The sequence below is a fragment of the Gillisia limnaea DSM 15749 genome (assembly GCF_000243235.1).
Lineage (GTDB): Bacteria > Bacteroidota > Bacteroidia > Flavobacteriales > Flavobacteriaceae > Gillisia > Gillisia limnaea.
Window position 1 is genome coordinate 2,963,632 of record NZ_JH594606.1, and the last position, 13,728, is coordinate 2,977,359.

The window sequence follows — 13,728 nt, forward strand, 5'->3', positions numbered from 1 at the left end:
CCTGATTCTGATTTTTTGTAGTGTTTATATGACGTAGATTTATATCATTTGTTACAATCTTAGTGTAAAATGCTCTTTTTCCTGTTCTTCCCTGAAGAAAACCAGTCCCCAAAAAAATGAATCTATACTAACCCGTACGCTGGGATGCGCTTTAATCTCTTCCCAGGCTTCTTCCATTCCCTTCGACCAGTGAATATCGTCAAATATAAAAACGGAATCGTTGTGAGCGAGCGGGAGTAGCTGGTTGAAATAGATTAAAGTGGCCTCCTTTTGGTGATTCCCATCAAAATAAATGAGATCCAAAGAATGTTGTTTTTTCTGGTGTTCCAACGCCGGCGTTACATCTTTAATTTCTATCCTCCAATGTTCTTCGGAAAGGAGCTCATCAAAATTTCCCACTTTCAAAGTAATGGTATTTAATCCAAACTTTTTAAAGTACTCCCGGGCAATATTGGAGGTTTCGGGACAGCCTTCCAGGGTGGTAAGTTTTATCTGATTTCCGGCAGTGATAGCGGTAGAGGAGATCCCTAACGAAGTTCCCAGTTCTAAAGCGGTTTCAATGTTCAAATATGATGTGAGCCGGTTTAGTAAAAGTGCCCTTTTTGAAGAGATTGCTGCATTTTTGGCGATATCGGAAACTTTTCGCTCATTCGAATTAAACACCCTGCTTCCGGCTCCAAAGTCCTTTATAGAAATAATCCTGTTATCCAATCGTACTGCTTTTATATAAGCACGAATTGTTTTAAAAGCCGGTCTTTTCTCTGTTTTGTAGAGGGATTTGGTAAGCAAATTATATACAAATGGGGAGTGCACTCCATGCTGATTGGTGGATTTTAGGAGGAATTTTATATAGGCGATTATTTGGTGCATCGTTTTTTAAAAGGAAACGCCCTGCTAAGGCACCTTTTTATTATTTGCATCTTTACTTATCCATTCTGTCGGGCTTTTACCTAACTTTCTTGTTGCCTTACTGCACTTTTGCTCCCAATTCAAACCAGCGTTCGGTTTTTGTCTCGATCTCATCCATCACTTTTTGAAGTTCCAGGGAAGCCTCATCAATCTGTTTTCCGCTGAGGTTTTCTAAGAATTTCTGTTGAAGTTTTTCCTTTCTCTTTTCCAGATTCAGGATCTCTTTCTCCAGTTTTCCAAATTCCTTCTGTTCATTGTAAGTCAAGCCGTTGGAATCGTTTGTTGATTTTTTTGTTTTCTCAACGGGAACTTCAGCTTTTTGAGAAGCGTTGGCCTCAGCAGTTTGACTGGCTTCATATTCCCTGTAATCGGAATAATTTCCGGGGAAATCCTGAACTTCAGTATTGCCTTTAAAAACAAAGAGATGATCCACGATCTTATCCATGAAATACCGGTCGTGAGAGACCACTACCAGGCAACCAGGGAAGTCTAAAAGGAAATTCTCCAGCACGTTTAGGGTTACTATATCAAGATCGTTGGTAGGTTCATCAAGAATAAGGAAATTGGGATTCTGGATAAGCACGGTACACAAATACAATCGCTTTCGTTCACCACCGCTTAATTTCTCCACAAAATCATATTGTTTTTTGCGATCGAATAAGAATCGTTCCAGCAGTTGCCCTGCAGAAATTTGTCTTCCTTTTGCAAGCGGAATGTACTCCCCAAATTCCTTGATGACATCAATCACCTTCTGCCCTGGTTTTGCCTGTATTCCTCCCTGAGTATAATATCCAAACTTGATGGTATCCCCAATGATCACCTTTCCGGAATCGGGTTTTATCTTCCCGGTTAAGATATTTAGAAAGGTGGATTTTCCTGTTCCGTTCTTGCCTATAATCCCAATTCGTTCTCCCTTTTGGAAGTTGTATTCAAAACCATCCAGCAGTTGTTTGTCTTCATAGCTCTTGGAGATTTTATGAAGTTCCACAATCTTGCTCCCAAGGCGCTCCATATTTATTTCCAGTTGTACCTGGTGGTCATTCCGGCGTTTAGAAGCCCGATCCTTGATCTCGTGAAAATCATCGATCCTGGATTTAGACTTGGTTGTCCTTGCTTTGGGCTGGCGGCGCATCCAGTCCAGTTCTTTTTTAAAAAGTTGCTTGGCTTTATCTGTATTGGTTTGATCCAGCTCTATGCGGGCATCTTTTTTATCGAGGTAGTAGGAGTAATTTCCTTTATAGGTATAAAGTTGTCCGTCTTCCAGTTCCACGATCTCATTACAAACACGCTCCAGGAAGTACCTGTCGTGCGTGACCATGAAAATGGTGAAATTTTCTTTTCTGAAATATTCCTCCAGCCATTCGATCATATCCAGATCCAGATGGTTGGTAGGTTCATCCATGATAATAAAATCGGGTTTGTGCAGCAACATATTGGCCAGGGCCAAACGTTTCTTTTGTCCACCGGAGAGTTCTCCAACTAACTTATCAAGTTCTTCCAGTTTTAGTTTAAAAAGAATCTGCTTATACTGGGTTTCAAAATCCCAGGCCTGGAGCATATCCATTTCCTCGAAGGCTCTTTGGTAAGCCTCGGCATCATCTGGATTTTCAAGAGCTTTTTCATACCGGGCAATCACTTTCAGGGTTTCGTTATCTCCGGCAAAAATGGTTTCTTCCACGGTGAGTTTTGGATCCAAATCAGGTTCCTGGGCAAGAAAGGCAGATGTAATGTCTTTCCGGTAAACCACCCGGCCATCATCGGGGGCTTCAGTACCGGCAAGGATATGAAGCAAGGTGGTTTTTCCCGTGCCGTTCTTGGCGACGAAACCAACTTTTTGACCTTCATTTATTCCGAAGGAGATATTTGAGAACAACTTAAGTTCTCCAAAAGATTTAGCAACATTTTCAACCGATAGGTAATTCACAGAATAATTTTTTTGCAAAAATAGACAGATTTTTCCGGGATAAAAGTAGAATAGTTTTATTATTAGCATACAACACTTATATTTGTTTTACTTAGAGTACTTTTAAGGCGGAATAAAGCGCCACCGGAACTCTGTAAATAAACCGGGAACCCGGTTTTTGCTTGTAGTAGCGCCGGCTTTGAAACATGAAAGTTTTAATTGTGTTGCCTTAGATTTGTAAGCTTAATAGTGAGCCCCCTTTATGAAATATAAATCCATAGTTTGCATTTTACTGGTAATACTAAGTTTTACCTCTTGTATTCCTACTAAAAAAATTACCTATTTACAGGCGAATGAAGCTGCTGTGGACAGTGTTATTACCATTCAGCGACTTCAAAAACCATATCGCATCCAGGTAAACGACCTTTTGAGCATTCGTGTAAAAGCGTTGGATCAGGAACTGGTTGGAATGTTTAATCCTATCAATGACGCCAATGCAAATGCTACCGGTGAAGAACGAATGTATTATGACGGATTTACGGTAGATCTCCACGGAAATATCCGTGTTCCAACTTTGGGAGAGATCAATGTACTGGGGTTCACCGTTCAGGAGGTTAGGGAAAAGGTAGAGCAGGAATTGCTGGATCAATATTTTAAAGATGAAGCAAATATTTTTGTAACCGTAAAATTGGCTGGGATACGGTATACCACTTTAGGAGAAATAGGTTCCGGAAGCCAGGTGATTTATAAGGAGCAGGTTAGTATCATGGAAGCGGTAGCGAATGCCGGGGGAATTACAGAATTTGGCGATATGACCGATGTTAAGATCATTCGGCAATATCCCGGGGCCCGGGAGGAGATCCAAAGTATAGATTTAACCAATATCGATGCGACCAAAAGTTCGTATTATTATATTCAACCCAATGACCTTATCCTGGTGAATCCATTACCTCAAAAATCACTAGGACTTGGTACAACGGGTCTGGAATCTTTTAGAACCATTGTTTCTATTGTAACATTATTGACCACAAGCATTCTAATATTTACCCGCTAAAATGGCAAATGAAGATGATCACATATCCGATGTAGGTTCCACTTTCGACTTTAAGGGCTTTGTGCTCAAAGTCATTAGTTACTGGCAACTTATCCTGGTTTCTGTAGGAATAAGTCTGGCGGTTGCCTATTATAACAACGTGCGTAAACTGCCGGTTTACCAACTGGGGAATTCCATTTCCATTAAGGACGATCAAAATCCATTTTTCACCTCCAATACCAGCCTTACCTTCAACTGGGGAGGAACTTCAGATAAGGTGAATACCGCGATTACGATTTTGCGTTCCCGCTCTCATAATGAAGAGGTTGTAGAGCGGCTGCAATACTATATTAGTTATTTGCAGGACGGGGAGTACCAGCGTGTGAATGCCTATGGATTCACACCGTTTACCGTGGAAGCAGATACCGCAAGTGCACAGGCAATAGGCCTCCCCATCACCATTACTTTCAAAGACGAAAGCACATTTAATCTAAAAGCTTCGGTTCCAGCCACTATAAACACCTTCAACTACGGCACCAAAGAGGGGGGAAGTATGAGTCTTGAGCCAATGGATTTTAGTAGGGATTTTAAAGTTGGGGAACCAATTAGCCTTCCATTTTTCCGGGGAGTGGTGAATAGGTCCAACCAGGCACTGCAGCCCGGAAAACCTTTTTATATAAACTTTCAAAATTTTGATGGGATTGCAGCACGTTACAAGGGAATTTCGGTCAATCCGGAATCTCAAAATTCATCGGTCTTAAGACTTAGCTTAACCGGGGATAACAAAGCTCAAATCGTCGATTATTTAAACGGAACGGTTGCTGTATTAAGTCAGAACATGCTTGAGCGAAAAAACCTGTTTGCCACCAAGACTATTCGGTTTATAGATAGCAGTCTTAATGTGAAATCCCGGGAACTACAATTGGTGGAGGACGAATTAAATATCTTCAGAAATAAAAATTCCATCCTTGATATCTCTGCGGAAAGTTCCGAAATTTCAGGGAAACTTTCCACCCTGGATGTACGGAAGGAGGATATCAAAAGGCAACTCGCGTATTACAGCACCCTGGAATCCTACCTGCAAACCCGGAATGATTACAACAGTGTGCCAGCGCCTTCTGTAGCAGGGATCGCAGAAGGAAGTATCGTTAGCGGAGTTGGACGTATCCTGGCTTTAGCTGAAGAGCGCAACAAATATCAATACTCCTTAAAAGAAAACTCTCCAGTTTTTGCAGATATTGACCGACAAATCAATTCGGTTAAATCGGTATTGCTTGAAAACATTACTTCTTCCACAGGATTGTTAAGGCGTGAACTGGGAGATATTAACAACCAGATAGCGCAGGCTGAAATTGAAATCAGGAAACTTCCGCAGGAGGAACAGGATTTACTAAAGATTCAGCGTAAATATAGCATTAGCGAGAAAACCTATAACATGTTCCTGGAGAAACGCAGTGAAGCAGGACTGGTAAAAGCAGCGAATGTGAGTGATGTAATGGTAATAGACAACGCCAAAGATACCGGCGGCGGACAAATTGGCCCCAATACTCAACTTAATTACGTAATGGCATTAATGGTTGGAGGAGTGATCCCGCTTACTTTTGTATTTCTGCTTGTATTTTTAAACACCAATATTCACAATGCCCAGGAAGTCACCAGGTTATCGCCTATCCCAATTCTGGGACTTATAGGGAAGAATAAATCTGAAAACAACCTGGTGGTTTTCACCAAGCAAAAGTCGGCGATCGCTGAGAGTTTCCGGGGACTGCGGAGTAGTTTGCAGTTCATGTATAAAAAACAGGGAGTTACCGGCTCTAAAACCGTATTGATTACCTCCTCGGTTTCGGGTGAGGGAAAAACCTTTTGTGCCATGAACCTGGCAACCGTATTCGCGCTTAGCGAGCGCAAAACCGTTCTGGTAGGTCTGGATTTACGTAAGCCCAAGATATTTGATGATTTCGAACTTAAAAATGAAGCTGGAGTCGTGAATTACCTGATAGGAAATAATACTTTAGACGAGATCATCCAAAAGAGCAAGATCCCGCATCTGGATGTGATCACGGCAGGACCTATTCCTCCGAATCCTTCCGAGTTGCTAATGACAGATCACATGGAGGTGCTGATGGAGGAATTGAAACAAAAATACGATTATATCATCCTGGATACCCCGCCAATAGGGATCGTAGCCGACGCTATGAACCTGGTGAAATATGCCGATGCTACCTTATACCTAATCCGTCAGGATTACACCAAACGTGGAATGCTGGAAAGTATCAACGAGAAATATGATAAAGGCGAGATAAAGAATATCAGTTTTGTGCTTAACTACTTTGTCCACCGTGCAAAATACGGTTATGGCTATGGTTATGGCTACGGCTACGGCTACGGATATGGCTATGCATATAACCGCTACACCAAAGGTTATAATGATAATGTGAGCCCGGTTTATAAACTGAAGGCTATGTGGAGGAAAGCGATGAGGAATTTTGAATAGGTTATGATTGAATCTAACTTTTTGAGTAGTTAAAAATGAATGGCTGTTTCAATTCCTTCCAATATCACTTTTCTCTCGAAATAATTACTGAAATATGAAAGCTTATCCAGGGTTACTTAAAGTATATACCAAAAATAAATCCCTAATTATTAGTCCCTTTTTACTAAAATGAACGAAGCGAATAATTCCGACTGGCTATATGAAATAACCCCTAAGCGGAAGCTTATTGACCTTAATTTCAGGGAGATTTGGCGGTATAAGGATTTATTGATCCTGTTTGTGAAACGGAATATAGTTACGGTTTATAAACAAACCATTCTTGGGCCGCTGTGGTATTTTATCCAGCCTATGTTCACGGCGATAACCTTTACACTTGTATTTAACAATATTGCAAATATCCCTACGGGAGATGTTCCTCCTTTTTTATTCAACCTGGCAGGGATCACGGCTTGGAATTATTTCAGCCAATGTCTAACAGGGACTTCAGATACTTTTAGGGCAAATGCTGGATTATTTGGCAAAGTATATTTCCCCCGGGTAATTATGCCGCTCTCCAATGTGATTACCAATTTGTTCAAATTCGGGATACAGTTTGGGGTATTGGTGGTTACTTATTTATACGTGGTTTGGAGCGGAGTAGATATAGGTCCGAATCTTAATTTGCTGCTTCTGCCGGTATATGTGCTTATGATGGCCCTGATAGGGTTGGGGCTGGGAATGATCATTTCTGCTTTTACCACCAAATACCGTGATCTCACGGTGCTGGTAGGTTTTGCAACTTCCCTGCTCCTGTATTTTTCTGCAGTTCCTTATCCTTTGAAAGAGGTAAAAAATAAAATGCCGGATTATGCCTGGATCGTGGAGTACAATCCGCTGACTCATATAATTGAAGGTTTCAGATATATGATCCTGGATACTGGGACTTTCACCTGGTTCGGATTTTCATATACACTGGTTACTGCAATTCTTTTATTTTTGATAGGCCTGATCGTTTTTAACAGGACCGAGAAGAATTTTATAGATACGGTTTAATCCCACCAGTGAGGATTTGATTCCCCGATGCCCGCCCGTTCGTTTGGTTCGGGTTTTCATCGAAATTCTGAATATTTTTTCGTTTTACATAGCCTGTGAGCTTGCTGTAAGGCAATCGATTTTTTGCTGGTCAATAGTCAATTGGCACCTGGTTAAATCTATGAACTAATCCCTAAAAATAAGCGCAGCATTGATCCATTGCCAAATATGAAAGCTGGATTCATTATCCCCGTTTTTGTAGGCTTTCCATTCTTTCTCAATTTCAGAAAAATCAAACCAGGCTGCTACGGGGGAAAGCTTTAGCTTATTTAAATTTTCTTCGGTAAAACCTGTTAGTTCATCTGCCAGCCATTCCCGCTGTGGAGTTTGGAGGGCGCGTTTGGGGGCATAAGAAACATCCTCAGGTACCAGTGGCTTTAGAATCTCCCTCAACATATATTTCCCAATTCCGTTTTTGATTTTAAATTCCGCAGGCATGGCAAAGGCAAATTCCACCAGTTTATGGTCGAGAAAAGGCTCGCGTAATTCTACTCCATAGGTCATCGATACCCTATCGTTAAAACGAAGCGCGCGTGGTATCTTGGTGAAGAAAAGATCCCGGTACTGCATGTTCTGAAGTTTATTGTCAAAAGGTTGAGGATAGGAAGGTTTTTCTGCCAGAGCTGCGAAATCAGATGCAAGTGCATTTTTTCTGAAAGGGATTCCAGAACCTGTTCCCTGAATAGTTGAACCGGCATCCATATTTTTGAAATAATAATCGTATCCGGCCCACTGTTCATCCATTCCCTGGCCATCGAGAAGGACTTTTATTCCATCTTTTTGAGCTTGCTTAAAAATCCCGGAGTAAGCCAGGGTTGGGATTCCTCCAAGAGGTTCATCCTGAGCTTTACTCATAAATTTTGAACTTTCTTCAACATCCTCTGAACTAAATTTTATTCTTGATAACGGATTATCAGTCGTAGCGATCATTTTCTCTACCCAGGGCAATTCGTCATAGCGTTCATCTCCTGTAAAAAAAGTATAAGCCTTTATATTTTTCTTATCCCCGAAAAGGTTTACCAGCGCCAAAAGTAGCGAACTGTCAACACCACCGCTAATATTAAATCCGAGAGGAACATCAGCCCGGAACCTCAATAAAATGGATTCCTTTAAAAGGTTGTAATATTTTTTTTTGGCTTCTTCAAAGCTATATCCGGAAGGGATCTTAGCCACTTCAGCTTTAAAATCATACCATTTTTCAATCGTTATTTCCCTGTAAGAGAATTGCAGGGAATGCCCGCCCGGAAGCTGACTGATATTTTCATAAAAAGTATCTTCCGGCATTCCGTAGGTGCCATAGGTAAAGTAATTCGCCCAAACCTTCTCATTTGGCCGGTCTGTTCCCGGAATAATTTGTAAGGCTTTGATCTCACTGCTAAAGTAAAATGAATCGTCCTTAAAAGTATAGTAAAAGGGTTTTACGCCAAAGCGGTCCCTGGCTGCAAAAAACTCTTTTTTTTCAGTGTCCCAAATTCCGAAAGCAAACATTCCCCGGAACTTTTCCAAACAGTTCTTTCCCCAGTGAATGTAAGCAGCCAGCAGTACTTCCGTGTCTGATGAGGTGCGGAAATCATAGAAATCTTTTAGTTCTTCTTTTAATTCTTTATAGTTATAAATCTCCCCGTTAAAGGTTAAATAATACCGGCCGGAATTATCGCTAAATGGTTCATTCGCATCTGCGGAAAGATCTATAATAGATAATCGGTTATGGCCAATCGCGGCAAAACCAGCATCCAGAAAGGATCCTGTATTGTCCGGGCCACGGTGGGCTTGCTTCTCAAGCATTTTACGAAGATCTTCTTCTGAAGGATTTGAAGAAATTATTCCTGCTATTCCGCACATGTTAGGTTGTTTTTTACAAGCTGATTTTATTTAAAAAAATCATCGTCTCACGAACCCTAAAAGTAATAGAGATTTTGGGATAAACCAATCTGTAAAGGGCCTCAGTTTATCTTTCATTCATTTAATTCGAAAATTAAATAAAAATCAAGCACAATTTAGTTCTGTAATAATTTTTTTGAAGCTTTTGTCATCTAATGTTTCTAAAGATTTAAATCCCTATTTTTTTAAAAAAGGAGCAGCAATTCGCGAAAAACAGTGGATTAATATGTGAAAGTTTAATGCAATTCACTTGCAGAAATCTACCGACTCCTTTGCACTTGTTTACTATAGCCCTGGCAGTGGGATGGGATTATTTTTCCTATTTTTACCAAAACAATTTATATGAGCCTAAAGCGACATGTCCCAAACTTTATAACGATTCTTAACCTTCTTTGTGGTGCAATAGCCACTATTTTTGCAGTACAGGGAAATTTAATAATGTCAGCTTTGTTTGTTGCACTGGGAATATTCTTTGATTTTTTTGACGGGCTTGCCGCCAGGGCGTTGAATGTAAAAAGCGAAATAGGATTACAATTGGATTCCCTGGCCGATATGATCACCAGCGGACTGGTTCCCGGCATCGTGATGTATCAGTTATTGGTTCGGGCTTTGCCGGGAACAGTAAAACCTGTTTCAAATTGGACAGATTCAGGGAGCTGGTGGGAGTGGGATTTCCCCACCCTGGCCTTAGTTGGTTTGTTAATCGCCGCGGCTTCCGGATATCGCCTCGCAAAATTCAATATAGACGACCGCCAAACCGATTCCTTTATAGGTCTTCCAACTCCCGCAAATGCCTTACTTATCCTTAGTCTGCCATTGATAATGGCCTTTCAGCCAACCCCCTGGGCGGTAGAACTCATTTTAAATGAATGGTTTCTTATTGGATTAACGTTGGTTAGTTGTTATATGCTGAATGCCGAAATACCTCTTTTTGCCTTGAAGTTTTCAGACTGGTCTTTTAAGGTGAATAAACTCCGGTATTTCTTTCTGGGTTTCTGTTTGCTGATGCTTATTTTACTTCAGTTCATAGCCATTCCACTTATCATTATAAGTTATGTGATCCTGTCCATTATTTTTCCGGGGAAGAAAGGGGATTTGGAACCTTCCGAATCTTAGATTAAAAAGAAACCTCACAATTCCAGTGGATTTGCGAGGTTTTTAAGTTTTGAAAACTTTCAAGGTTTCGGGGAGAATCTTAATCAAAGATCTTTTTCTTTCTCAGTTCAAAATTCTGACCAAGGTAGACTTTACGTACCATTTGATCTGCAGCGAGTTCTTCAGGTTCCCCGTGTTTTAGAATACTTCCTTCAAACATAAGGTAAGTCCTGTCGGTTATAGCAAGGGTTTCCTGTACATTATGATCGGTGATAAGGATCCCGATATTTTTATTTTTTAGCTGGGCAACGATTCGCTGAATATCTTCCACTGCTACAGGGTCAACTCCGGCAAAAGGCTCATCCAGCAGAATAAAGGCAGGATCGGTTGCCAGGGCGCGTGCGATCTCTGTCCGCCTGCGTTCCCCACCACTTAAAAGATCTCCCCGGTTTTTCCGGATATGGCCCAGTCCAAATTCATCGATCAGGGATTCCATCTTATCCACCCGTTCTTTTTTGTTCATTTTCGTGAGTTCCAGAACGCTCATGATATTGTCCTCGATGCTCAGTTTTCTAAATACTGAAGCTTCCTGAGCCAGATACCCAATTCCGTGTTGTGCACGTTTGTACATCGGAAATTTAGTGATCTCCATATTGTCCAAAAATATCTTTCCACCGTTAGGTTTAATAAGGCCAACGATCATATAGAAAGAAGTGGTTTTCCCGGCACCATTTGGCCCGAGTAAACCCACGATCTCTCCCTGATTCACTTCAATGGAAATTCCTTTTACAACTTCCTTCCCTTTATATGCTTTGACTAAATTTTCGGCAGATAACTTCATTTTCGTTTAAGTTCAATATAATTGCGGAGCTAATATTAAGTGATTTTTAAATTCTTAGTTCTCAATTTTTTGTTATTTTATGGTTTCCAACTTGATCGAACTTACTTGATCAAGGAAAAAAAAATTCCTTCCAGGAGCTACTATTTATAAAAGATTCCCGAGGCCCTACAAATTCAGTGAAACCTTCAAACATTTCAAGCTTTGCTGAAGTAGTTTTGGTAAATTACAAAATAATAATCAGATAAAAGGAACTTAAAAACAGAGGCTTTCTCTGGCAAGAATCATTTTTCAACGTACCATTTACTAATTACACTTTAGCGCTATTCTCCTCCAGCGCTTCCCAAAATTCATAGGCGCGTCTTAAATGCGGGATTACAATGGTTCCCCCGATAAGGGTTGCTATTCCAAGGGTTTCCACCACTTCTTCCTTGCTAATCCCTTCCTTATAACAGGTTTCAAGGTGGTACCTCACGCAATCATCACAACGCAAGACGGTAGATGCTACCAATCCCAGTAATTCCTTGGTTTTAATATCCAGTGCTCCCGGTGCAAAAGCATTGGTGTCCAGATTGAATATGCGTTTAATAATTTTATTGTTGTCTTTCAAAATTTTGTCATTCATCCGCTCCCGGTATGAATTGAATTCTTCAACCTGATTTGTCATAAATTTATACTCGTTTTTTTAATTTTTTTTCTTCTCTTCTAAATACAATACCCGAGATCACAATGCTTATTTCATACAATATCAACACTGGAATAGCCACAATTATTTGGGAAACGATATCCGGAGGGGTAATAATTGCTGAAAAAATTAGCACACCCACAAGTGCATATTTTCTGTAGGTCCTTAGCCATTGAGGTGTTAGAACTCCAACTTTGGTAAGGAAAAAGATGATTATAGGCAATTCAAAGATCAATCCGCTGGCAAGAACAGAAGCTCTTACAAGGCTAATATAACTGCTGATGTCAAATTCGTTAAGCACAAGTTCACTTACCTGATATTTTCCGAGGAAATTGATAGATAAAGGTGTGATTACATAATAACCGAATAAAACCCCTATAAAGAAGAGGATCGAGGAGATAAAAATGAAGCCACGGGCATTGCTTCTTTCATTGGTTTTCATTGCCGGCGCTACGAATTTCCAGAATTCGTAGATCACATATGGAAATGCGATAATAAAACCTGCCGTAATGGAAACCCATATATGTGCAGCAAATTGCCCTCCCATAGTACGGCTTTGAATGGTAAATGGCAGCTCCTGAAAACAAAATCCGCCGTCTACTCCCACATAGTTTGTGATCCGGCATAAAATATCATAGGTCCAGAAATCACCTTTGCTGGGGCCGAATAAAAGAATATCAAAGATAAATCCTTTGGCCAGAAATGCTACGGTTGCCGCTATAACTATAGCTAAAGTAGCTCTTATTAAATGCCAGCGAAGATCTTCAAGATGATCTAAAAACGACATCTCGTCGTTAGTATTTTTTACTTTTGCCATTATATAATTCCTTCACGTATTAGATTATGAATATGCACTACACCGGCATATTTTTCGCCATCGTTGGCTATTAACTGAGAGATTTTAAATTCTTCGAGCATATCCAGGGCATCCACCGCCATTGCATCCTGATTTATCGTTTTAGGGTTTTTGCTCATAATATCTCTTGCGGTGAGATGGATAAAAGCTTCATTGTTTCGAAGCATTCTTCTTATGTCTCCATCGGTAATAATTCCAATTATTTTTTCATTTTCAATTACTGCAGTCACACCCAGCATTTTTTCAGATATTTCCACAATCACATCCCTAACATTAGTTTCCGGGCTTACCCTGGGTTGTAAATTCTGGGAGGTAATGTCGCTAACCCTTAAATATAGTTTTTTACCAAGTGCTCCGCCGGGATGATATCTTGCAAAATCATTACTGGAAAAGCCCCGTAAATCCAATAAACAAACCGCCAGCGCATCTCCCAGAACTAATTGAGCGGTTGTGCTGGTGGTAGGGGCCAGATTATTCGGGCAGGCTTCCTTCTCAACATACGCATTTAAAACAAAATCGGATTGCTGGCCAAGAAAAGAATCCTTGTTGCCGGTAATTGCAATAATTTTATTGTTGAAATTTTTAATTAGAGGGACCAGGACCTTTATTTCAGGAGTATCTCCGCTTTTGGAAATACAAATTACCACATCATCTTTTAAAATCGTACCCAGATCTCCGTGAATTGCATCTGCAGCGTGCATAAAAATAGCAGGCGTCCCTGTGGAATTAAGAGTTGCAACAATTTTTCCTGCAATAATAGCACTTTTTCCTATTCCTGTAATAATTACCCTACCTTTTGAGTTATAGATACACTGTACGGCCTGTGCGAATTCTCCGGAAAGTAAATTCCCCAGATTTGCAATGGCTTTGGCTTCAATGGAAATGGTTTCTTTGGCTACAGAAAGGATTTTTTCTTCAAGTTTCAAATTTGTATAATTATGAATTGTGAATACTAAAGAAATA

Annotated in this window: 11 protein-coding genes; 4 read left to right on the forward strand and 7 right to left on the reverse strand. The window is 40.4% G+C overall.

What is annotated here, in order from left to right:
• Positions 1-51: 51 nt before the first annotated feature.
• Together GILLI_RS14970 and GILLI_RS14975 are read right to left on the reverse strand one after the other, a co-directional pair.
• Positions 52-870, reverse strand: a complete 819-nt coding sequence (locus GILLI_RS14970) for an O-methyltransferase (protein WP_006989963.1) — start codon at positions 868-870, stop codon at positions 52-54.
• Between the two features lie 97 nt (positions 871-967).
• On the reverse strand, positions 968-2,833 hold the full coding sequence (locus GILLI_RS14975; RefSeq protein WP_040507092.1) for an ABC-F family ATP-binding cassette domain-containing protein: 1,866 nt from the start codon (positions 2,831-2,833) through the stop codon (positions 968-970).
• A 241-nt stretch (positions 2,834-3,074) separates the two neighbouring features.
• On the opposite strand from GILLI_RS14975, the gene GILLI_RS14980 reads away from it, so the two are divergent.
• From GILLI_RS14980 to GILLI_RS14990, 3 genes are all read left to right on the forward strand, one after another.
• Entirely contained in the window at positions 3,075-3,866 is a 792-nt protein-coding gene (locus GILLI_RS14980; RefSeq protein WP_006989965.1) for a polysaccharide biosynthesis/export family protein, read from the forward strand.
• Position 3,867: 1 nt separating this feature from the next.
• Entirely contained in the window at positions 3,868-6,339 is a 2,472-nt protein-coding gene (locus GILLI_RS14985) for a polysaccharide biosynthesis tyrosine autokinase (protein ID WP_006989966.1), read from the forward strand.
• 168 nt (positions 6,340-6,507) lie between these two features.
• A complete protein-coding gene (locus GILLI_RS14990; RefSeq protein ID WP_006989967.1) occupies positions 6,508-7,371 on the forward strand; it encodes an ABC transporter permease in 864 nt (287 codons plus the stop codon).
• A 165-nt stretch (positions 7,372-7,536) separates the two neighbouring features.
• On the opposite strand, the gene asnB is transcribed toward GILLI_RS14990, so the two are convergent.
• Positions 7,537-9,252: an asparagine synthase (glutamine-hydrolyzing) gene (gene asnB / locus GILLI_RS14995; protein ID WP_006989968.1), complete on the reverse strand. Its 1,716-nt coding sequence runs from the start codon at positions 9,250-9,252 to the stop codon at positions 7,537-7,539.
• Positions 9,253-9,633: 381 nt separating this feature from the next.
• Between asnB and GILLI_RS15000 the strand changes: the two genes are divergently transcribed.
• Positions 9,634-10,407, forward strand: coding sequence for a CDP-alcohol phosphatidyltransferase family protein (locus GILLI_RS15000; RefSeq protein ID WP_006989969.1), 774 nt, complete (start codon positions 9,634-9,636; stop codon positions 10,405-10,407).
• Positions 10,408-10,486: 79 nt separating this feature from the next.
• On the opposite strand, the gene lptB is transcribed toward GILLI_RS15000, so the two are convergent.
• From lptB to GILLI_RS15020, 4 genes are all read right to left on the reverse strand, one after another.
• Positions 10,487-11,227: an LPS export ABC transporter ATP-binding protein gene (gene lptB, locus GILLI_RS15005; protein WP_006989970.1), complete on the reverse strand. Its 741-nt coding sequence runs from the start codon at positions 11,225-11,227 to the stop codon at positions 10,487-10,489.
• A 307-nt stretch (positions 11,228-11,534) separates the two neighbouring features.
• On the reverse strand, positions 11,535-11,891 hold the full coding sequence (locus tag GILLI_RS15010; RefSeq protein ID WP_006989971.1) for a carboxymuconolactone decarboxylase family protein: 357 nt from the start codon (positions 11,889-11,891) through the stop codon (positions 11,535-11,537).
• 4 nt (positions 11,892-11,895) lie between these two features.
• Positions 11,896-12,726, reverse strand: a complete 831-nt coding sequence (gene tatC / locus GILLI_RS15015; RefSeq protein ID WP_006989972.1) for a twin-arginine translocase subunit TatC — start codon at positions 12,724-12,726, stop codon at positions 11,896-11,898.
• Positions 12,726-13,691 carry a KpsF/GutQ family sugar-phosphate isomerase gene (locus tag GILLI_RS15020; RefSeq protein ID WP_006989973.1) on the reverse strand — a complete coding sequence of 322 codons (966 nt, stop codon included), beginning with the start codon at positions 13,689-13,691 and terminating at the stop codon, positions 12,726-12,728. The genes tatC and GILLI_RS15020 overlap by 1 nt, the downstream gene beginning before the upstream one ends.
• Positions 13,692-13,728 lie beyond the last annotated feature (37 nt).

Excerpts from the sequence above, each read along its gene's own strand:
- GILLI_RS14980 (WP_006989965.1), top strand. The coding sequence starts at position 3,075 with ATGAAATATAAATCCATAGTTTGCATTTTACTGGTAATACTAAGTTTT.
- tatC (WP_006989972.1), bottom strand. The coding sequence starts at position 12,726 with ATGGCAAAAGTAAAAAATACTAACGACGAGATGTCGTTTTTAGATCAT.
- GILLI_RS14970 (WP_006989963.1), bottom strand. The coding sequence starts at position 870 with ATGCACCAAATAATCGCCTATATAAAATTCCTCCTAAAATCCACCAAT.
- GILLI_RS14985 (WP_006989966.1), top strand. The coding sequence starts at position 3,868 with ATGGCAAATGAAGATGATCACATATCCGATGTAGGTTCCACTTTCGAC.
- lptB (WP_006989970.1), bottom strand. The coding sequence starts at position 11,227 with ATGAAGTTATCTGCCGAAAATTTAGTCAAAGCATATAAAGGGAAGGAA.
- GILLI_RS15010 (WP_006989971.1), bottom strand. The coding sequence starts at position 11,891 with ATGACAAATCAGGTTGAAGAATTCAATTCATACCGGGAGCGGATGAAT.
- GILLI_RS15000 (WP_006989969.1), top strand. The coding sequence starts at position 9,634 with ATGAGCCTAAAGCGACATGTCCCAAACTTTATAACGATTCTTAACCTT.
- GILLI_RS14990 (WP_006989967.1), top strand. The coding sequence starts at position 6,508 with ATGAACGAAGCGAATAATTCCGACTGGCTATATGAAATAACCCCTAAG.
- asnB (WP_006989968.1), bottom strand. The coding sequence starts at position 9,252 with ATGTGCGGAATAGCAGGAATAATTTCTTCAAATCCTTCAGAAGAAGAT.